Source organism: Streptomyces sp. NPDC058701 (assembly GCF_042715295.1).
In the GTDB taxonomy this organism is placed as follows: domain Bacteria; phylum Actinomycetota; class Actinomycetes; order Streptomycetales; family Streptomycetaceae; genus Streptomyces.
In genome coordinates this window covers 1-19,560 of sequence record NZ_JBHXSY010000003.1, presented here as the reverse complement: position 1 = coordinate 19,560, position 19,560 = coordinate 1, and the positions used below count along the sequence as shown (strand labels likewise).

Below are 19,560 nucleotides of genomic sequence, written 5' to 3'. Positions count from 1 at the left end.
GTGAGGACGGGTACCCACCGCCCGCGCAACGGCCTGGAGGACGTCATGACCAGCAAGGGTTTCACCACGTGCCTGTGGTTCGACGGCAACGCGGAGGAGGCGGCCGACTTCTACCTCTCCGTCTTCAAGGACGGGAAGCTCGGGCGGATCGGCCGCTACACGGACGCGGGCCCCGGGCCGGCGGGCACGGTGATGGTCGTCGAGTTCGAGATCAACGGGCAGCAGTTCATCGGCATCAACGGCGGCCCGCAGTTCCCCTTCACGGAGGCCGTCTCCTTCCAGATCAACTGCGCCGACCAGGCCGAGGCCGACCACTACTGGGAGGTGCTCACCCGGGACGGCGGACAGGAGGGGCCCTGCGGCTGGCTCAAGGACCGGTTCGGGCTCTCGTGGCAGGTCGCCCCGGTCGAAGCCGTCGAGCTGATCGCCGACCCGGACCCGCAGCGGGCCGCCCGCGCCACCGCCGCCATGATGCGGATGAAGAAGATCGACGTGGCGGAGATGCGCCGAGCCGCCGACGCCGTCTGACCCCCCGCCCCGCGTCCCGCGCACGCACGGACCGCGGGGCCGGCCGGATCGCGGGCACGACGGGCGGGCGTCAGGAGATGCGGGCCAGCAGGGCCGGGAGGGCCGTGCCGATCGGTTCGCGGATCACTTCGTCGGCGAGGGGGTCGTACGGGGTCTCCTCGGCGTTCACGATGATCAGCCGGGCGCCGGCCTCGGCGGCCATACCGGCCAGCGAGGCGGCGGGTTGGACCTGGAGGGTCGATCCGACGGCGATGAACACCTGGCACCCCTTCGCCACCGCCACCGCCCGCCCCAGCACCTCCGGGTCGAGCCGCTGGCCGAACATCACCGTCGCCGCCTTCAGGATCCCGCCGCAGGCCCGACAGCCGGGATCCGGTTCCCCCGCCGCGACCCGGGCCAGCGCCCCGTCCATGTCCGACCGGGCGGCGCAGCCCGTGCACACGACCGACCGGGCGGTCCCGTGCAGCTCGAACACCTTGCGCTCCGGAACCCCGGCGAGCTGGTGCAGCCCGTCGACGTTCTGGGTGACGACCCGCACCGGGGTCCCGCCGCGCTCCAGCTCCGCCACCGCCAGGTGCGCGGCGTTGGGCCGCGCGCCGATCGCCGCGATCTCGGCCCGCATCAGCCAGGACCGGCGCCGGACTTCCGGATCGGCCATGTAGGAGGCGTAGGTGACGAGCTGTTCGGCCCCGGGATCCCGCCTCCACAGGCCCTGCGGGCCCCGGTAGTCCGGAATCCCGGAATCGGTGGACATCCCTGCCCCACTGAACACGGCGACGAGCGGCTTTCCCATGGGCCGACCCTACGTACGCGGCCCGGCCGCCCGCGACCGCATTACCCGCCCGGGAGTCGGGTTCCCGGGCGCTCCGGTGAATCCCGCCCCCCACAGGAGTGAGTTCGGGCCGCGCCCCTCCCGGCGGACCCGCCCCGGGGGCTACAAACCGGACATGAGACTCATGCCGTACGGCCTCCGCACCGCCCTGCTGCTCGTCCTGCTCGCGCTGCCGGCGGCCGTGTCCTCCGGACCCGCCCTCGCCGCCCCGCCGGACCGGTCGGACCTGCGGCACCACACCGCCACCCAGATCAGCCGATTCCTCGCCTCCTTCTACGGAGACCACGGACCGACCGCGTACGACCGCGCGTACCGGGTCTCGCAGGTGCTGAAGGACAAGCAGGCGGCCACCCCGGAGGTGGACGTCCTGCTCTGCTCGCAGAACCGGCCGCTGGACGTCGGCATCGGCCCCGTCACCGTGGCCCAGTCGGCAGGCGTCGGCTGGGCCACCGTCACGGCCCACTGGTCGGCCGACGCCACCGACACCTTCACCGCGTACGTCCGCCTGGACTCCCTCCCCATCCGGCTCGACGACGTGATCTGCGCCGGCTGACCTGCGTGCCGCGGCCCCGGGAGGCCGTACGCCGGGTGTCGGCAGGGCCGCGACCCTCCCCGAGCCTGTCCCGGGTACGAAGGCGCAACCCGTACGCACGGCCTCACGGTCCCGCGCCGCGCCCCGCCAACGTCTGCGGCGTCGCTGTCGACCGTCCGGCAGCGGACCGCGGCTGACGAACGGCGCCCCGACGGGGCGGGCTCATTTCCAGACGGCGAACGCCTCGTCGTCGCTGCGCCGCAGCAGGCCACCCTTGACCCATTCGACCTTCTCGGGCGCCGTGCTGGAGCCCGATGCGGCGAGGTAGACGGAGCAGGCCTCGTAGCTCTCGCCGGCCGGGGCCTGCTTGAACTTGGCGGAGTCGTGCTCGTCGAGGCACTTGTCGAACTTGGGGGTGTCCTTGTAGCTGAGCTTGCCGTCCGCGCCCACGACGGGTTGCGGGAAGGAACTCATGATGTTCAACCGGGTCAGCAGGTCGCCGTCCGCCGTGACGTCGAAGGAGGGGCCGCTCACGTCCTCGGCGTCGGTCTTGGTCACGCGGTAGTGGACGTAGTACGGCGTACGGCCCTGATACTGGGCCGCATCCTTGAGCACGGACAGGTCGTCGGAGCTCCCGGCGACCACGCGTTCCACACTGACCTCCAGATTGTCCTTCTTCGCCTTGGCACCGTAGGAGAGTTCCTTGGTGCCGGAGCATCCGGTGAGGACGAGTGCTGCGGCAGTGGCGGTGAGGACGGCGCATACGGTGCGGGTGTTCACGGTTCCCCCTGTGTCGCTGATCGAAAGGATTGCGGGGCGGTCGGCGGTCAGGACGTGCCGACACGGCCCCGGGTGAGCATCAGGTCCATGGCGACGAACGCCCCCAGCCCCAGAAACGCGGCAAGGTGCAGCAGCCACCAACCGCGTTCAAAGCTGCTGGCACGGCCCGCCGAGAGCAGGTCGTTCCCGAGCAGCACCAGCGGAAGGGCGACGGTGCACAGAAGGCCCGCGACCCTGAGGGGCCGATATCGCGCGTGCGGCTGGACGGCGCGGCAGGCGATGGTGAGCATGCCAAGGAGTGAGAGCACCCACGGCCAGGTCAGCAGCCCGCTCCAAGGGTCCGCGGCCGGGAAGAGGTCCAGCCCCAGGACGTCCTCCGTCAGCAGGAAGACACCGCCCTGTGAGCTCCCGCCCTCGTACTCGAAGAGCATGGCCGGCAAGGGCATCGCGACGGCGAGCACCGCCCACACCGCGGCACAGGTCAGCATCGCACCCGTGACGAGGCTCCAGCGCGGCCCGTGGGCGTCCGGCAGGGCAGGCCGGAGGGCGCCGACGGCCGGGTCCGGCTGCCGCCCGGGCGCGTACGGACGAACGGAGTCCGCGTACGGGTCCCCGCCCAAGGACGAGGGGCCCTCCGAGGCTCCCACCTCGAAGATCCGCACGTGCGCGGGCGCGTACCGCCGCGTCTTGGCGGTCAGCTCGCCCAGGTCGACCTTCCGGCGCTCGACGGCCACATGGAGCGATGCGGGCATCGACACATCGGGTGGCAGCACCTCGGCCCCGGCAGGTACGGCCACACCGTCGCGCAGCCGCGCACCGATCAGTACGTGCGGCCCGAGCGCGGCCGACTCGGCTACGACGAAGGCGGTGACATCGGTCCACGGCAACCGGACGTTGCCGATGCGCACACCGGAGGAGTCGAATTGGAAGAGGACGCGCCGCGCGTCGAACCACATGAACACGTAGGGCACCAGCAGCACGATGACCGTGCCGCCCTTCACGTCCAGGGCCCAGCCGAGAAGCGACGCGACACCCACGAGGGCGCCGATGAGACCCCAGAGCTTCGCGAGATCGGATGGGGAGAACGGCCCCGTGACCCGGTAGCGGTCCCAGCGGGTGCGGCGGCGCGCAACTTCTGCAGGCGGTACGGGAGCGGGTTGCGGACGGTTCATACTGCCAACCCCAGGTGTGCACGAAGCGAACCACGGAACGCGGCACCTTCCAGGCGCGCACCTGCCGCCGCGAACCCGGGTCGGCTCGCCGAACGTTTGTACCGCACACCGGTGTTGGGCCGCCCTCACCGTGGGCAGCCAGAGACGAGGATCACAGAACAGGGGACCGAACCAGCGGGCGGTCCGTCCCGTTGTTCCATCCTCTGGCCGCCGCCGGGGTGGTCCACCGCGATCTGAAGCCCGACAACGTGCTGCTCGCCGGTGAGAGTCCGGTCATCACCGATTTCGGCATCGCCCGGATCCTGGACGCGACCCAGCATCTGACGGGGACGAACGCCGTCATCGGCACTCCGCCATACATGCCGCCGGAACAGTTGGAAGGCCGGCGTGTGGGAACGTCGGCGGACATGTGGGCGCTCGGTGCGACCCTGTACACCGCGGTCGAGGGACGCCCGCCATTCGAGGGGGCGACCCTGACAGCGGTCATCACGGCCGTGTTGACCCGGCCCGCGCCACCGGCGGTGCGGGCGGGTGGCCTGGCGGCCCTGCTCGGCGAGCTGCTGTCCAAGGACCCGGAACGGCGCCCTGACGCCGTGCGCACGCTGGCGCGGCTGGGGTGCCGCCCGGTCGGCGGCGCCGGGCGCCGAGGCCGCGCGGCACATCCCCACCGTGAGGGTGCAGGCCCCGGCGGTTCCCGCGGACGTGGCCGCTCTCGCGAGCGCCCCCACCGCGGCGGCACCGGCCGCCCCCGCCCTCGCGCCGTCCGGGCCGCGCCGCCGTCATGTCCTGTGGGGCGCATTGGCCGCCGTGGCCGGGGCATCGGGGACGGCCATCGCCGTGCGTCAGTTCGCCGACCGCGACGCCCCGTCCGCGAAGAACCGGGGCGGCGACGTGTGGAGCACACTCACCGTTGCCGACAGCACCGTGATGTCGCTGGCCTACAGCCCCGACGGACGGCTCCTGGCCGTGGGCTGCCAGGACGGCACCGTCCGGCTCTGCGACACCACCACCCGCACCCTTGTCGCCACCCTCGCCACGAAGGCCGAGGAGGTGCGGCACCTCCTGTTCAGCCCCGACGGCAGGACCCTCGCCACCGGCACGGCGCTCGGTACGTCCAAGGCCGAACTCTGGGACGTGGCGACCCGCACCAGCCGCTCCACCCTCGACCGCTACGGCCCCATCGGCAACGTGCTCGCGTTCAGCCCGGACGGCAGAACCCTCGCCGTCTCCGGTGACGACGACCTCCTGATGTGGGACACAGCCGCCGGCACCCTCACCGCCACGCAGACCGGTGACCGGGGCTGGCTGAACGTCCTGGCCCACAGCCCCGACGGGAAGAGCCTCGCCATCGGCGGCGAAAGAGGCCGGGGACATGCGCTGCGGCTGTGGACCCCCGGCTCCGGCAAGGACCCGGCCGTGATCGAAACCCTCGACGGAGCAGTGGAGTCGGTGGCGTTCACACCCGACGGACGGGGCGTCATCACCGCGAGCAGGGGGAAGAACGGGCTGCGCCTGACGGAGCCGGCCGACCCGGCCGGCGCCTCGACCGCCGTCCTTGACCAGGAGGCCATCCAGCGGGCGGCAATCAGCCCGGACGGCAGCACCATCGCCGCCGTCATCATGTCCGACCGCACCGTCAAACTCGCGTCGTGGTCCGTCGCCACACGCAGCCGTACCACCACCGTAGAGCTCAGCGGCACCTTCGGAAGCGGGATCCCGGTGCAGCCGGCCTTCAGCCCCGACGGACGGATGCTGGCCACCGCCGGTGACGACAACACCGTCCGGCTCTGGCCGCTCCCCCTGCGGGCTCCGTCGGCTCCGTCGCAACCGCCGGCTTCCCGGCGGCCTTGAGCGCCGGGAGCCCCGGCGGCGCCGCCGTCGTCCGGGCCGCAGAGCGCGCGTGCGCCCGGCGGGGGCAGGGGCGGCACGCGTCAACATGGTGACCTCTCTCTCATCCTCCGGGTCGCACAGGGATGCGCGGCGGGCCAGGCCCGGCCGTGTCCGTCCAGCACCCGGTGGGATCGGGGGGCCCACTGCCGCAGGGCGTGCGCCGGCGGCGGCGGGCAGGCGCACTCCGTCGCCCGTCGCCCCCTCGGGTGTGCGCAGCGGGTCGGCGCCGGTGCCACGATGCCTGGCGGAAACCGGGCATCGCGGCGGAGCCGCCGCACAGCGACGAGAGGGAAGACCGTGACGCCTCATCAGGTGGTCGACGAAGCAGCTCAGTCCATTCCGGGGCAGTCCGGTCCGCCCGTGGACACGCTGGACGCCGTGACCGGCCGGGCGCCTTCCGCGACGGGGCGGCCCGAGGCGGAGCTCCTGATCGCCGCCTCCGTGCTGCTGGCGGATGCGGCCCTCACCGCGAAGCGGGCCGGCGCGGATCTGACGGGCGCGCTGAGCAGCTGGCGGTTCGGCCTGGCCTGCCTGCGCCGCCCCGGGTGGGCGGTCGGTACGGCGGTGTCGTGCGCCAAGGCGCTGACCAGCCCTTCGGGGCTCGGGTTCGGTCCGAACGGCGGAGTCGTCGGCGAGCTGGCCCGGATGGCGGGGAGCGTGACCTATCGCCGCCCGGCCGCGGTGGCCATGGCCGTGGACGCCTTCGCGCTGAGGATCGAGGCGGCGGTGGTCGAGCACCCGAACCTCGACTCCGTACTGGCGAGGCGGCTCACCGACGCCATGGTGAGGGGTAACCGGTGGGAGGCACTGCGGGCCCTGCACGCGCTCGTCGAGCGGCTGGGCGTGACCCGTGCCCTGACGACCGTCAGTCCCGTGATCATGGAGCTCCTGGGGTTGCTGGGACTGCTCGACGAGAACCCGGTCAATGACGACTTCTCGTGGGTGACCCTCGCCGGCGGCGTCCCGACCACGGATCCCTTCTTCGGACTGCCCAGTTCGGTGCTCGGGTTCCTCAACCCCGGTCCCGGACGCGCGGAGCGGATCGAGCCCGACTCCATCCTGGCGAAGGCCCTGCGCACGTCCTGCAACGACATCGTCAGCTACATCAACGACATCGGCACGCTCGGCAATCACGGTCTGGTGCTGCTGCGGCGCGTCGCATGCACCGACGGCCACGTCAGGTACGTGCTCCTGCTGCCCGGTACCAGCTTCGGGCTGCCGAGCAACAGCACCCCCCAGGACCTGATCGGCGCCTTCGACGGGTGCCTGCGCTCCGACACGACCTACACGCGCGCCGCGCGGAAGCTGCTGCGCCGGGCGGGGGCGCCGGCCGGGTCCGAGGTGATGTTCGTCGGACACAGCCTGGGCGGGCTGACGGCCATGAACCTGGCGATGGACGTGGAACTGGCGTCGACCTACCGGATCACCCACGTGGTCACGCTGGGCTCTCCCATCGACAACAAGCGCCCCGCCGACCACACCACGCAGGTGATCAGCCTGGTCAACAAGCACGACGTGATCCCCATGCTCGACGGACGCGGCCCCGCCTCCCCCCACGACGTCCCCGCCGACTGGGTCGAACTGACCTGGCTGGACGAGTCGTACGACTACCCGCTGTCGCACGCCCCGCAGGCGTACTCCGACACCCTGCGCGGGGAGATGACACACCACCGGGACCGGGTGAACGAACTGATCGCGGCCTACGACGGCGACGTCGTGGGGAACCAGCCGTACATGCTCCGCGACAAGTGACCGCGTGACCACGAGGGAGACCGACCGATGACCACCCCGTACGACGTCCCGGCCACTGCTGCCCCGCGCCCCGAGACGGCCCGGCCGCTGGAAAACGTTCTGTTCAGCGCCGCACTGGTGGCCCGCGGCCTGCCGTGGGCGGACCTGCCCGCGCGGACCTTGGGTCTGGACGCGCTCACCAGCGCCGGGCTCGCGCGCCGGCTGATGACACACCTGCAAGGCCGCCGGGACGGGCGGTCGGTGCGGCTCCGTACGCCCTTCGGCACCTTCGTGGTGCCGCTGACCCGCGCGGACGCGGAGGGCCTGCTGGCCCGTGCCGCCGGGGCCGGTGCGCTGGGCACCGCGTCCGGTCTCGCCACCGACGGGCGCCGCTGCGGCCTCTCGCCGCACGTGGTTCCGGCCGGGGCGTGGGATGCGCTGACGCAGGAGGAACTCGCCGGGCTGACCGCCCGGGTGGGCGGGCACCTGGACGCGGTGCTCGGTGCCCGGCGTGAGGACGGCGCCCTGGACGAGGACGGCTGGCGCACCGGCATGCTGCGGCTGAGCCGACATGTCGTCCTGGGGGCCGGCGCGGCCGCGGACACCCTGCTGAGCGAGATGGTCAGGGCCGCGACGGGCGCCGTGGGCAGCCGTGCGTACGAGGAGCGGGCGGCGGCCCTGCGGCGGCGGCTCGCCCCGTACCTCGCCGACCCCGAGCCGGGCTCCCTGGCCGGCCGGCTGGCGGCCCGGTCCCAGGGCGCGCCGGAAACGGACCTGGCCGTCGCGCACGCACTGTCCCTGGTGTCGACGGCCACCAGCGTCTCGGCACTCCAGGCGCTGGCCCTGCTCGCCGCGGGCGCGGCCACGGGCGACGTGACCTCGCCGGAGTCCGCGGTGGACCTCGCCCTGGAGCACTACCCTCCGCTGCCCGCCACGGTGTACCCGGTCCGTGCGCCGCTCGACGCGGACGGAGCGGCGATCGCCCCGGGGGACGAAATCCTCTACGACCGTGCGCTGTTGGGGCCGCTGACATCGGGGGAGTCCGCCGATCCGGCGTGGGCCCTGTGCGGCAGCCCGTCCGGCTGCGCCACCGCGCGCTTCGCCGTGCTCGTGGGCCGGGAAGTCGTCCGCGGCGCCACCGCGGAGGCGCGCCCCGTCCTCCTCGCACCGCGGTTCGCCCCGGACGGCCTGCCGGGCAGCCTCGGTCCAGGGTCCGTTGCCGTCGCCCTCGTCGGGGCCGACGGTCCCACCGTGACAGCGGAGGCGTACGGAGACGGGCTCCCGGCGTACGGGGCGCGGGGACGGGTCGGAGCGGACCGGCTGGACCGCCACGCGGAGCGGCTCTCCGCCTGCGCCGCCGACACCGGCTGGAACGGGAGCGAAACCGGCGAACGCTTCCGGACGGCCCTCCTCGCGCACGCCGACCGGTGCGCGAACGCGGCCGCCGACGTACGGCGGGCCGCGAGGTGGTTCTCGGGCTGGACCTCACCCGGGTGACCTCACCCGGGTGGTCGGGTCCGCCTGCCCTCGAACGGACGACTTCATCCGCGCCGTCCCGATCACCCCGTGATCAACAGCGCTCACGGACGTTGAACCGGCAGAACCCGTCCCGTCGACATCCCGTCGGTGACGCGCGATGCGAGAGTGAGGTCCCACCATGAGGGACAGCGTGGCTGAGATGATCAAGGCGGCCGGGGCGGAACTCGACTCCGCCAAGCGGCTGCTCGGCGAAGCCGGCGAGGTGGCGTGGGACCGCCTCCTCGACTGGCTGGTCGACGACTACTTCCGGGTGGTCGCGCTCGGCCTGGAGAACATCCCGGCCGAGGGCCCCGCGGTGATCGCCGTCAACCACTCCGGTGCCTGGGGCCTGGACGCGTTCGTACTGGACAAGGTCCTGGGCAGGGCCCTGGACCGGCGCGTGCGCTTCCTCGCGGCCCCCTTCGTCTTCCGCACACCCATCCTGGGACGGCACGCGCGCCGCAACGGCGCGCTCCCGATCGGCCCGACGGCCGGCGTCGACCACCTCAACGCGGGACGGCTCGTCGGGATGTACCCGGAAGGCGTCGCCGGTCTGGAGAAACCGTTCACCGAGCGGTACCGCCTGCGGCCCTTCAACCCCGGCTTCGCGGTCGCCGCCATCCGGTCGGGAGCTCCCGTGGTACCGGTCGGGATCGTCGGAGCGGAGGAGGCGTGCCCCAAGCTCGGCGAGGTGCCCACCCTCGCCCGGCTCCTCGGCGTGCCGTACTTCCCGCTCACCACCCCGTTCCCGCTGCCGTCCAACTGGACCATCACCGTCGGGGAGCCGATCCCGGCGCCGACGCGGCCCGAGGGTCTGGTCGCCCGCCGGGAGGCCGCCCGACGCCTCAGCGAGACCACGCGCAGCGCCGTCCAGGAGCTGGTCGACCGCGAACTGGCCGATCGGGAAGACCTGTTCGACTGACCTCACCGCAGGCGCCGGATGCCGGCCTCCACCCGGCCAGTGCCCGGTCGGCGCACCCGTGCCGCCCGGCAGGTGCGTCCAGGACGGCACCGGTGACGCCGACCGGATGGGCTTCGCCCGCCTGCTGACGGCCGGTTGGGCCCCGCTGCGCGCCCTTCCGGCGTCTGGTACAACACCGGACATGACGGGAACGGGATGCGAGATCGGCGGCGCCGGCGCCGCCGACATGGAACTGATGCGGGTCTGGGCCGAGGAGGAGGGATGGAACCCGGGGGACTCGGACCGGTTCGCGTTCGCGGCCGCCGACCCGGAGGGCTTCCTCGTCGGCCGCGTCGGCGGCGAACCGGTGGCCTGCATCTCCGCGGTGCGCTACGGATCCGACTTCGGCTTCATCGGCTTCTACATCGCCCGTCCCGCCTTCCGCGGCCAGGGGTACGGGATCCGGTTGTGGCGCGCCGGCATGGAACGGCTCCGCGGGCGGCTCGTCGGCCTCGACGGGGTCGTGGCCCAGCAGGACAACTACCGAAGGTCCGGGTTCCGTCCGGCGTGGAACAACACCCGGCTGGAAGGGGTGCCCTGGGGGGTCGTGGAGCCCGGGGGAGCGCTGCTGTCCGGCGGGGCCGGGGTGTCCGGCGGGGCCGGGGTCCCCCGCGTCCCCGCCGGCGTCGAGCTGGTCCACGCGGGGTCGCTCCCCTTCGCGCAACTCGCCGCCTACGACCGCCGCTTCTTCCCGGCGTCCCGCGACGCCTTCCTGTCGCTCTGGACCGCGTTGCCCGGCCGGACCGCGCTGGCCGCCGTCCGCGACGGACGGATCGCGGGCCTCGGCGTGGTCCGTCCGTCCGCCGGGCCCTCCCGGGTCGGCCCCCTGTACGCCGACGGCCCCGACGTCGCGGCCGCGCTGCTGCGCGGGCTCGCCCGGCACGCCCCCGACGGTCGGATCTCCGTGGACGTTCCGGACGCGAACCCGGGCGCCGCCGGACTCCTGGCGGGCCTCGGGCTCGTACCGGTCTTCGAGACGGCGCGGATGTACACGGGCCCCGCGCCCGACGCCGACCTCGCCGGGGTCTACGGCGTCACGAGCCTCGAACTGGGCTGACAACGCGGGGTCGTTGCCCTAGTCTGCGCGGTGCCTCGTCGTCGGCGTTCCGGGGGGAACCCATGTCGTACGCGTTACTGCTCGTCGCCGCACTCCTGAGCGTGCTCGGCTGGGTCAACGACAGTCCGGGACTGACCGACGCGAGCTGGGCGGTGTGGGCCGTGGGCATCGCCCTCCTGCTCCTGGGATGGCGGCGCAACCGGAACAAGTTCGCCACCGTCGAGGAGGCGGAGGCCGCGGCGGCCGCCGGTGACCCCCGGGCGATGCGCGCGGTCGCACTGCTGCGGAAGATCGGCGGCGACTTCACCGAGGCGGAGCGGCTGTTGCGGTCCGCCGTCGACCAGGGGGACGTGGAGTCGATGTGGGAGATGGCCCGGCTCGTCGAACAGCGGGACGGGATGCGCGCGTCGGAGCCGTGGTTCCGGATGGCCGCCGAGCACGGCCACTACTTCGCCAAGCGGCTGTTCCGGACCGGTCACGCCTTCAACATGGACGGCGGAACGCCCCTGTGAGTCCCTGCGCCCCCGGCGAGCCGGACGGCGGTCGCACGGCGCCGCCAGGCTCACCGGGGTGACACGGGGTCGCACTCCGGGGTGCCGCGTGATCAGTACTCCGGGACGCGCCGGCTCAGAAGCCGAACAGCGCGCCGGTGGCGTGGTCCAGGCCGCACGGGTTCCCGAAGGTGTACGCGTAGCTCATCCGGCGGCCCTCCCACACCCCGTCGGCCGTGACCGTCATCGGATTCCACTCCCGGGTACACGCGGTGCCCGGGGCGGGCGTGGCGAGCGCGTCCAACTCCGGGCTGTTGGCGCGTAATTCGGCACACGCGGCGGCCGGGTCCGGGTGCGTCCCGCCGGGCGTCGGCGCGCAGACGAGGGTCACCGCCCGCAGTACCGTACCGGCGTCGGCGTCCTCCCCGGCCGTCACGCTGAGCACGAGCGCGGACGGGGCGTACAGGCTCGCCGTGCCGGCCGGGGCGGCGTCGGCCGCTCCCGGCCAGGCCAGCGCGGTGAACGCGGTGAGCGCCATGGCGGCGGAACCGAGCCCGAGACCCCTTGCGATGGACCGCATTTCGAACACTCCCTTGGGTTGGTGTTTCGGATAGCGGACAGAGTCTTGCCCACGCGGACCGCGAACGCCCGTTCGCACCCCCATTTCTCGTCACCGATCGTGTACGGATGACCGCAGACCGCAGCGGGTGCGGGTCGACTGACCTGTACGGGAACAGCCCCCCGAATCGGCCGAACACCGATGTGTGGACCCTCCCGAAACCCTCCCGGAACCTTCCCGGAACATGCCGGAAGCCGCCGGGGGACCGGGTGCGGGGCCGGTCGGCGGCTTCCGGGCCGGGCGCACCGCGACGGCGCGGGCCCGGCTGGTCAGCGGGCCGCGGTGTGGGGTGCGTACAGGTCGAGGAGGCGGGTACGGGTCTGGTGCAGCCGGAGGGCGAGCACGCGCCCGACCCAGTGCCCCACCGCTGACCCGAACGCGGGATCGGCGTCCATCAGCATCCGCACGCGGGGGCCGTCGAACTCGTACGCGCGCACCGGGGTCATCGCCTCGGCGCCCAGCTGCCACACGTACGGCGGGAACAGCCACGACCAGCCCACCAGCTCACCGGGGCCGAGGTTCTCCACGGACGCGGGCCGGCGGCCGGGCACCGGGATCTCCAGGGTCACGGTTCCGGAGCGCACGATCCAGAAGGACTCCGCCCGGGAGCCCTCGTCGAAGATCCGCGCGCCCTCCCGGAAATGGACCTCCCGGGCCTGCGACATCAGCCGTCCGCGGTGCTCGGTGGACAGGACGGCGGCGATCCGGATGGGAGAAGGTGTGCTCACGACGGCCTCCGATCACGACCCCCCGGTGGCTCCTGCTCATCCCAGTGTCGCCGACACCCGCCCGATCGTGAGCGGTCGCGCACCGCTTCTTCCCCCGGTACTCTCTCGGCGCCCCCGCGCGGGTCGCCGGGGCCGCCGCGCCGGGGCGTCGTACGGGCCCGCCGGTCTGCCCGGCGCCCAGGCCCGGCGGTCCCCATCGGATCGTGCCGGGTCGACAGGATCCGAAAGAGACGGCTTAGTCCTCGGCGCTCGCCTCCAGGCAGGCCAGCTCGACCGCGTCCAGCACCGCCTCATGGCTGCGCCCGCTCAGCTCCGCGACGTTCTCGATCTGCGCCGTGGCCCAGGCCGCGAGCGTCATCACCAGCACGCGCAGGCCGTCCGTGCCGTGCTCGGCCAGGATCGCGTCGGCGACGATCATGGCGTCCTCGGGCACCTGCTCCGGCGGCTCCAGCCCCGCGAGGCCGCGCAGCATCATGAGGGTGCGGCGGGAGATCTCCGGCGTCATCCTCGCCAACCGCATGTCTTCTTCGTCGTCCATCAGCCCCACCTCCGGTGCCGTGCCCGTCCCCCCAGGGGCACGGTAGAGGGGCCCGGGCCCGGTGCGTGGTGCTTTCGCCAGGGTGACGGGGGTAAACGGGTGGCGCCGACGGGTTCCGGTTGACGCGATCCGGATCGTGCCGCGACGAATCACCCCTTTTCGCACTCCTTCCGTCCCCCTCTTCCGGACCGGGACGCCGGGACCCGCAAACGGGGTGTGCCCCGACGGCTCCCGCCCGGCCGGGCGCGCCCACCACCGACGGGCGCGGCCGCCGCCGCGGGCGTTCCGGAGCGATTCGGCATCCGATGTGCCAAGTGGGGTGAACCGAGCGGCGATCCGCCCTAGGGTGCGGCCGTACGCATGGTTGTGGACAGCTGACGGCTGTTTCAGGCCATGACTCACCCGGCCGCGCATGACACGGCCGTAGCGCACCACCGAACTGGGGGGTTCATGCGTAGATCCAGAGGCCTGGCGGCCGCCCTCGCCCTGTCCCTTGCCGCCACCGGCGCGAGCATGGGGCTCGGCCTCGTGCAGCAGGCGGCGGCGATCACCCCGCCCGTCGCCTTCACCGCCGACGCACTGCCGACCTGGCAGCCCAACGGAGTCGTCTGGGCCCTCGCCGAAGCCGGCGGCAAGGTCTTCGTGGGCGGCACCTTCTCCGCCGTACGCCCGCCCGCGGGCGGCGCCGGCAGCGAGCAGTCCGCCGTGAACTTCGTCGCGCTCGACGCCGCGACCGGCGCTCCGACCGCCTGCACCCTGTCCTTCACCGTCGGGGGTGGCACCGCCACCGTCCGCGCGCTCACCCTCTCGCCCGACCAGCAGACCCTGTACGCGGGCGGCTACTTCGGGGCCGTGAACGGCACCCCCGTGTCCAGTCTCGTCGCGATCGACGTGGCGACCTGCACCGTGAAGACCGGCTTCCGCCCGGCGTTCGCCGCCACCGTCCGCGCCCTGGCCGTCACCGGCGACACCGTCTACGCGGGCGGCGACTTCCTCACCGTCGCCGGCCAGCAGCGCGAACGCTTCGCCGCGGTCGACGCGGACAACGGGGCGCTGCGCCCCTTCACCGCCCACGCAGACGAGCCCGGCCGGGCCGTCGAGGTCACCCCCGACGGAAGCAAGGTCATCCTCGGGGGGGACTTCTTCACCGTCAACGGCGTGAACACGCACGCGCTGGCCGTCGTCGACTCCACCACCGGCGCGCTCGCCACGTCCTACCCCGGCTTCATCGAGAACAACTCGGTGGTCAAGGACATCGCCACCGACGAGACCGGCTTCTACACCGCCAACGAGGGAACCGGCGGCGGCGTCTTCGACGGCCGCATCGCCCTCAACCTCGGCGACCTCCGCCAGCGCTGGCGCGACACCTGCCTCGGCGCGACCCAGGCGGTGCTCCCGTACCAAAGCGTGCTCTACAGCGCCTCGCACGCCCACGACTGCTCCAGCGTCGGAGAGTTCCCCGACGGCCAGCGCCACCACCTGCTCGCGCAGCCGACCACCGGCACCGGCAAGCTGGGCTGGGCGCCCGACACCAACGACGGCATCGGCGAGGGCATCGGCCCGCGCGTCATGGCGGTCGGTTCCAAGAGCGGTGTCCAGTACCTGTGGGTCGGCGGCGAGTTCACCACCGTCAACGGGGGCGCGCAACAGAGCCTGACCCGCTTCGCCTCCACCGGGGACACGGGCGCGCCCACCGTTCCGGTGGCCAGCGCGGTCAGCTTCGCACCCGGCGAGGCCCAGGTCCGCTGGCGCACCAGCCTCGACCTGGACGACAGCGCCCTGACGTACAAGGTCTACCGCAACGGCGCGGCCACTCCGATCGCCACCGTCCACGCCGACTCGCTGTTCTTCCGGCGCCCGCAGGCCTCGTGGACCGACACCACCGTCTCGCCGGGCCAGGCGTACACCTACCGCGTCACGGCCACCGACGCGGCCGGGAACGCCAGCGCCCTGTCGGGCACGGCGAGCGTGACGGTGCCCACCTCGGTGGACGGCTACCCGAACCAGGTCCGGGCCGACGGGGCCCAGCAGTTCTGGCGCTACGACGAGTCCGCCCCGTCCTTCGCCGCCGACTCCTCGGTCAACGGCAACCAGGCGGGCGTGCACCTGAACGGCCCGGCCCTGCGCCAGACGCCCGGGGCCGTCACCGGCGCCGGTACGGCGATCGGCTTCGACGGCACGGACGCCCAGGTGTACGGCGACAAGCGCCAGACGGTGGGCAGCACGTACAGCGTCGAGACCTGGTTCCGTACGAACACCACCCGCGGCGGCAAGCTCGTCGGCTTCGGGAACAACCAGGACCGGGCGAGCAGCCAGTACGACAAGCACGTCTACATGACCAACGACGGCCGGCTGGTCTTCGGCGTCTACACCGGGGCCACCCGCACCGTCACCACCAGCGCCGCCTACAACGACAACGCCTGGCACCACGTCGTCGCGACCCAGGGGCCGGGCGGGATGACCCTGTACGTGGACGGCGTCCAGAAGGGCACCCTCAACGTCACCGCGCACGAGAACTTCTCGGGCTACTGGCACGCCGGCGGCGACAACCTGGGCGGCTGGCCGGACCGGCCGACCAGCGACTTCTGGGCGGGGCGGCTCGACGAGACCGCCGTCTACCCGACCGTCCTGAGTGCGGCGCAGGTACAGAACCACTTCGCCCTCGCCTCCGCCCCGGCCGACTCGGTCGTGGAGGTGACCGCCTCCGAGGACACCTACGCCAATGCCGGCGCGCCCGGCACCAACTACGGGACCTCCGGCTCGCTCGCCGTGCGCGGCAGCTCGTTCTACGCGAGCTACCTTCGCTTCGACCTGCCCGCGGCGCCCGCGGGCACGGTGCTCAAGTCGGCCGTCCTCGGCGTGAAGACGAGCACGATGGGCTGCGCCGGCACCACGGACACCGTGTCGGTGGTCCCGGTCACCGGCGCGTGGACCGAGACGGGCACCACGTACACCAACCGCCCGGCCCTGGGCGGTACGGCGCTCGGCACCTTCGCGGGCGTTCCGGACGGCTCGGCGGTGCACTCCACCGGGCTGAACACCTCGACCGTGGCGGCCGCGCTCGGCACCGGTTACGGGCTGGCGCTGACCAGCACCGGTACGGACGCGCTGTGGCTGTGGTCCTCGGAGGCCCAGGCCGGCGAGGGGACCCCGCGGCTGACGCTGACCTTCGGGGCGCCGTAACCGAGGGCCCGACGGACGAGGGGGCGCGGGCCGGTGAACGGCTCGCGCCCCCTCGTGCTGTGCCGGGACCCCCTCCGTTGCCGAACCGTGATGAGTTTTTGGCATCAGAGGCCAAGTATTCGTTCCGCCGCCGCGCCGACGACTACAAAGGACCGCAGCGAACCAGTCCCGGCGAAGCGAACGGTGTCAGCCGTCGACGACCGGGTCCCTGCGGAAGGCGGTGGATGTTCCGTGCGTGAGTGCGGCAGGACCGAACCGATTGCGGCCGATTTCCCTTTGGGGAGTCCGAGTTCCGGCGCCGCCACCTGATGCGCGCCGTCACGCTGAACCCCGTTTCGTTTTCCGTGGAGTGCGCCTCCGTGGAGGAGTACCGACTCCTCGCGTCGGCCATCCGATCCAGAGCGGCGGAAGCCCGGTCCTTTGCGAGCAATGCGGGGGGCGGGGTGGCGAGAGTTCGATACCTCCCCGTGCGCATGCAGCAGAGAGGCCTCTTCGTCGAGCTCTACATCGAACTGCGGGTGCACAATCCAGGGATACGCATCGTGGGGTTCCGCAACACCTTCGAAGACGGGCAGGCTCCGCCGGAAGCCCATTTCCGCCACGTGCGGGACTCGGTCGCCCCACCCGGCGTCCGTAGGGCGGAGGCCCTGCCGTTCGGCGGGGGCCGCTCCCTGGAGGCAGCGGCCGACGCGGGTCGCACGGGCCTGCCGCTGGGCCGCCGGTCCATGGTCAACGCGGTCATCTGGCTGCACCGCAACACCGACCCGAAGTGCACCGCGCGGGCGCTCCTCGTGCTCTCGGAAATGCTCTGCGAGGCAGCCCGTTCGCCCGTGCTGGCGGACGAGATGTCACGCGTCTGGATGACCGGCGGACCGCTGCCGGCCGCGATGAGGGCGGCCGCCTGACAGGGGTCGTCCCACCGGCTCACGACATTCCCCGCGGCGTCCGCACGAGCGGCTGTCCGGCAGGGCGGCTCCCTGTGGAGTCCGCGGAATTCACGGACGGCCGGACGTATTCGCCTGCCGCCTTTCCGGCCGCGTCGCGAGCGAATCCACGGCGTCCGCCGAGTGAATTCGCGCGCCTGCCCAGCGTGTTTTCGACCCTCGAGGGTGCAACCTCGTACCGGGCCCGGCCGCAGACTTGTGAACACGCGAAAGATTCTTCAAAGAAACACCAATCCAAGGGCGTTGGCACCCCGAAGAAGTAGCGAGGCCCTTTCCGGGGACTCATTTCCACCCCGCACGATCTGCGATTCCCCCTACGGGAATCCATGGAACAGGAGCGAATGTGATAGTCAAGCGCACCGGCCGCCTCGTGGTGCTCGCCGCCGTACCCGCCGCCGTGTTCCTGACCGTTGGCCTCTCCGGCCCGGCCCTCGCGGACGCGGGGAAGGCGTACCAGATCGACCTGGCGCAGCTGAACGGGTCCGGGGCCAAGGGGACCGTCATGCTCAGCCTCAAGGGCCGGCAGCTCACCGTGCAGATCGAGTCCGAGGGGATGGTGCCCGGTCAGCCGTCGGCCCAGCACCTGCACGGGTCCACCAAGGCCCACGACTTCCACTGCCCGGACGCCAGCGACGACACCAACGGCGACGGGATCCTCAACAACACCGAGGCCACGGTCGACTACGGCGACATCAACATCTCCCTCACCACGTCCGGAAGCACCGAGGCGGCCAGCGGTCTCGCCGTGGACCGCATGCCCGTCGCCGACAAGCAGGGCAAGATCTCCTACAAGCGCACGATCCCCGTCGGCCAGGACGTCGTCGACAGCATCAAGAACCTGCACGTCGTGCAGCACGGGATCGACCGCAACAACAACGACAAGTACGACTTCGAGGGCGCCGGCAAGAGCGAGCTCGACCCGAAGCTGCCGCAGGAGGCCACGGCTCCCACCAACTGCGGAGAGGTCAAGGGCGCGGCCGTGGGCTCCATCCCGGTCGGCGGCATCGAGACCGGCGGCAGCGCCCCGCAGGGTGCGTCGGCGCCGACGGCCACGATGGCCGGAGCCGCCATCGCCCTGTCCGTGGCGGCGTTCGGCGCGGTGACCGCCGCACGCAGGCGGGTCAGCGCCGTCCCCGTACGCAAGAACACCACCGGCGGCGCCGCGTGAAGCCCGCCGCCCCCCGCCTGCGCCCGCCCGGTGTGCCGGCCGCGCGGCCCCGCGGCCGGGCCGCGGGCCCGCTGACCGCCGCCGCGCTCGCCACCCTCCTCCTCGCCGGGTGCTCCGGCCAGGACCCGGCGGCGCCCTCCACCCCGCAGGGGCAGTCCCGGCCGGGCGGAGCGCCGGCCGCCGGCGCCGGGGCGGACGCCCCGGCCGGGGAGGTGTCTCCGGGGCGCAGTGCGTCGCCCGGAGCCGGGGCGCACAGCAGTGCGGACGCGGGGGCGCAGGTCAAGCCCGCGCTGGCCCGGTCGGAACCGCAGAAGATCTCGATCCCGTCGCTCGGCGTCTCCAGCTCCCTGGAGACGCTGCGGCAGAACGCGGACGGAACCATGGAGACCCCGAAGGACCCGGGTCTCGCGGGCTGGTATGAACCGGGACCGACCCCCGGTTCCCAGGGGCCGGCCGTGATCGCGGGCCACGTCACCTGGAACGGCTCGTCGGCCGTGTTCGAGAAGCTGAAGACGATGAAGGCAGGCGACACGATCAAGGTGACCCGGCGGGACAACAAGACGGTCACCTTCACGGTGAACCGGGTCGCCGAGTACCCGAAGGCCGAGTTCCCCACGCTGGAGGTCTACAAGAACCTCGACCACGCGGGCTTGCGGCTGGTCACCTGCGGCGGCGACTTCGATCCGAAGAAGAACTACTACGACAGCAACGTGGTCGTCTTCGCCCGGATGACGGGCACCGCCTAGCCCGGCGTCGAACGCCGGGAGGGGCGTGCGGGGGGGGCCGGGGGGGGCCGGGGGGGGGGGGGGGCGCCCCCCGGGGGGGGGGGGGGGGGGGGGGGGGCGCGGGGGGGGGGGGGGGCCGCCCCCCCCCGGGGGCGGGGGCGGC

The 19,560-nt window shown here is 72.9% G+C and carries 18 protein-coding genes and 1 pseudogene; 13 read left to right on the top strand and 6 right to left on the bottom strand.

Annotated elements, in window-relative coordinates; translation table 11 throughout:
- Positions 1-45 precede the first annotated feature (45 nt).
- Positions 46-528, top strand: a complete 483-nt coding sequence (locus ACFWW8_RS03645; protein ID WP_386523090.1) for a VOC family protein — start codon at positions 46-48, stop codon at positions 526-528.
- A gap of 70 nt (positions 529-598) precedes the next feature.
- On the opposite strand, the gene ACFWW8_RS03640 is transcribed toward ACFWW8_RS03645, so the two are convergent.
- Complete coding sequence (locus tag ACFWW8_RS03640; protein WP_386523087.1) at positions 599-1,321, bottom strand: NAD-dependent deacetylase; 723 nt, start codon at positions 1,319-1,321, stop codon at positions 599-601.
- A gap of 154 nt (positions 1,322-1,475) precedes the next feature.
- On the opposite strand from ACFWW8_RS03640, the gene ACFWW8_RS03635 reads away from it, so the two are divergent.
- Positions 1,476-1,913, top strand: coding sequence for a hypothetical protein (locus tag ACFWW8_RS03635; protein WP_386523085.1), 438 nt, complete (start codon positions 1,476-1,478; stop codon positions 1,911-1,913).
- A gap of 201 nt (positions 1,914-2,114) precedes the next feature.
- Here ACFWW8_RS03635 and ACFWW8_RS03630 read toward each other — a convergent pair whose 3' ends face one another.
- Both ACFWW8_RS03630 and ACFWW8_RS03625 read right to left on the bottom strand, forming a co-directional pair.
- A complete protein-coding gene (locus tag ACFWW8_RS03630; RefSeq protein ID WP_386523083.1) occupies positions 2,115-2,672 on the bottom strand; it encodes a hypothetical protein in 558 nt (185 codons plus the stop codon).
- 47 nt (positions 2,673-2,719) lie between these two features.
- Complete coding sequence (locus tag ACFWW8_RS03625) at positions 2,720-3,844, bottom strand: hypothetical protein (protein WP_386523081.1); 1,125 nt, start codon at positions 3,842-3,844, stop codon at positions 2,720-2,722.
- Between the two features lie 14 nt (positions 3,845-3,858).
- On the opposite strand from ACFWW8_RS03625, the pseudogene ACFWW8_RS03620 reads away from it, so the two are divergent.
- The 7 genes and pseudogenes from ACFWW8_RS03620 to ACFWW8_RS03590 all read left to right on the top strand — a co-directional run.
- Positions 3,859-4,431 (top strand): annotated as a pseudogene (locus ACFWW8_RS03620) (protein kinase); the annotation flags it as partial.
- A gap of 82 nt (positions 4,432-4,513) precedes the next feature.
- Positions 4,514-5,695 (top strand): WD40 repeat domain-containing protein, encoded by a 1,182-nt coding sequence (locus ACFWW8_RS03615; RefSeq protein WP_386523078.1) that lies wholly within the window; start codon positions 4,514-4,516, stop codon positions 5,693-5,695.
- 336 nt (positions 5,696-6,031) lie between these two features.
- Positions 6,032-7,486, top strand: a complete 1,455-nt coding sequence (locus ACFWW8_RS03610) for a hypothetical protein (protein ID WP_386523075.1) — start codon at positions 6,032-6,034, stop codon at positions 7,484-7,486.
- Positions 7,487-7,513: 27 nt separating this feature from the next.
- Complete coding sequence (locus ACFWW8_RS03605) at positions 7,514-8,962, top strand: hypothetical protein (protein ID WP_386523072.1); 1,449 nt, start codon at positions 7,514-7,516, stop codon at positions 8,960-8,962.
- Between the two features lie 181 nt (positions 8,963-9,143).
- Positions 9,144-9,905 (top strand): lysophospholipid acyltransferase family protein, encoded by a 762-nt coding sequence (locus tag ACFWW8_RS03600; protein WP_386523695.1) that lies wholly within the window; start codon positions 9,144-9,146, stop codon positions 9,903-9,905.
- 181 nt (positions 9,906-10,086) lie between these two features.
- On the top strand, positions 10,087-11,001 hold the full coding sequence (locus ACFWW8_RS03595; protein WP_386523069.1) for a GNAT family N-acetyltransferase: 915 nt from the start codon (positions 10,087-10,089) through the stop codon (positions 10,999-11,001).
- A gap of 62 nt (positions 11,002-11,063) precedes the next feature.
- Entirely contained in the window at positions 11,064-11,513 is a 450-nt protein-coding gene (locus tag ACFWW8_RS03590; RefSeq protein ID WP_386523066.1) for a sel1 repeat family protein, read from the top strand.
- A 115-nt stretch (positions 11,514-11,628) separates the two neighbouring features.
- On the opposite strand, the gene ACFWW8_RS03585 is transcribed toward ACFWW8_RS03590, so the two are convergent.
- The 3 genes from ACFWW8_RS03585 to ACFWW8_RS03575 form a co-directional block, all read right to left on the bottom strand.
- A complete protein-coding gene (locus ACFWW8_RS03585; RefSeq protein ID WP_386523063.1) occupies positions 11,629-12,072 on the bottom strand; it encodes a subtilase-type protease inhibitor in 444 nt (147 codons plus the stop codon).
- 308 nt (positions 12,073-12,380) lie between these two features.
- Positions 12,381-12,839: a Crp/Fnr family transcriptional regulator gene (locus ACFWW8_RS03580; protein ID WP_386523061.1), complete on the bottom strand. Its 459-nt coding sequence runs from the start codon at positions 12,837-12,839 to the stop codon at positions 12,381-12,383.
- Between the two features lie 235 nt (positions 12,840-13,074).
- A complete protein-coding gene (locus ACFWW8_RS03575; protein WP_386523058.1) occupies positions 13,075-13,377 on the bottom strand; it encodes a hypothetical protein in 303 nt (100 codons plus the stop codon).
- 450 nt (positions 13,378-13,827) lie between these two features.
- On the opposite strand from ACFWW8_RS03575, the gene ACFWW8_RS03570 reads away from it, so the two are divergent.
- The 4 genes from ACFWW8_RS03570 (at position 13,828) to ACFWW8_RS03555 (ending at position 19,418) form a co-directional block, all read left to right on the top strand.
- A complete protein-coding gene (locus ACFWW8_RS03570; protein ID WP_386523055.1) occupies positions 13,828-16,560 on the top strand; it encodes a DNRLRE domain-containing protein in 2,733 nt (910 codons plus the stop codon).
- Positions 16,561-16,868: 308 nt separating this feature from the next.
- Entirely contained in the window at positions 16,869-17,465 is a 597-nt protein-coding gene (locus ACFWW8_RS03565) for a ribosome-inactivating family protein (RefSeq protein WP_386523052.1), read from the top strand.
- 382 nt (positions 17,466-17,847) lie between these two features.
- A complete protein-coding gene (locus tag ACFWW8_RS03560) occupies positions 17,848-18,672 on the top strand; it encodes a hypothetical protein (RefSeq protein ID WP_386523049.1) in 825 nt (274 codons plus the stop codon).
- Positions 18,669-19,418, top strand: a complete 750-nt coding sequence (locus ACFWW8_RS03555; protein ID WP_386523046.1) for a class F sortase — start codon at positions 18,669-18,671, stop codon at positions 19,416-19,418. Before ACFWW8_RS03560 ends, ACFWW8_RS03555 begins: the two co-directional genes overlap by 4 nt.
- Positions 19,419-19,560: the final 142 nt, after the last annotated feature.

Bases quoted from the DNA above. Each gene is read 5' to 3' on its own strand.
- ACFWW8_RS03595 (WP_386523069.1), top strand. From the start codon at position 10,087: ATGACGGGAACGGGATGCGAGATCGGCGGCGCCGGCGCCGCCGACATG.
- ACFWW8_RS03605 (WP_386523072.1), top strand. From the start codon at position 7,514: ATGACCACCCCGTACGACGTCCCGGCCACTGCTGCCCCGCGCCCCGAG.
- ACFWW8_RS03590 (WP_386523066.1), top strand. From the start codon at position 11,064: ATGTCGTACGCGTTACTGCTCGTCGCCGCACTCCTGAGCGTGCTCGGC.
- ACFWW8_RS03570 (WP_386523055.1), top strand. From the start codon at position 13,828: ATGCGTAGATCCAGAGGCCTGGCGGCCGCCCTCGCCCTGTCCCTTGCC.
- ACFWW8_RS03600 (WP_386523695.1), top strand. From the start codon at position 9,144: ATGATCAAGGCGGCCGGGGCGGAACTCGACTCCGCCAAGCGGCTGCTC.
- ACFWW8_RS03585 (WP_386523063.1), bottom strand. From the start codon at position 12,072: ATGCGGTCCATCGCAAGGGGTCTCGGGCTCGGTTCCGCCGCCATGGCG.
- ACFWW8_RS03625 (WP_386523081.1), bottom strand. From the start codon at position 3,844: ATGAACCGTCCGCAACCCGCTCCCGTACCGCCTGCAGAAGTTGCGCGC.
- ACFWW8_RS03575 (WP_386523058.1), bottom strand. From the start codon at position 13,377: ATGGACGACGAAGAAGACATGCGGTTGGCGAGGATGACGCCGGAGATC.
- ACFWW8_RS03645 (WP_386523090.1), top strand. From the start codon at position 46: ATGACCAGCAAGGGTTTCACCACGTGCCTGTGGTTCGACGGCAACGCG.
- ACFWW8_RS03565 (WP_386523052.1), top strand. From the start codon at position 16,869: ATGCGCGCCGTCACGCTGAACCCCGTTTCGTTTTCCGTGGAGTGCGCC.
- ACFWW8_RS03635 (WP_386523085.1), top strand. From the start codon at position 1,476: ATGAGACTCATGCCGTACGGCCTCCGCACCGCCCTGCTGCTCGTCCTG.
- ACFWW8_RS03640 (WP_386523087.1), bottom strand. From the start codon at position 1,321: ATGGGAAAGCCGCTCGTCGCCGTGTTCAGTGGGGCAGGGATGTCCACC.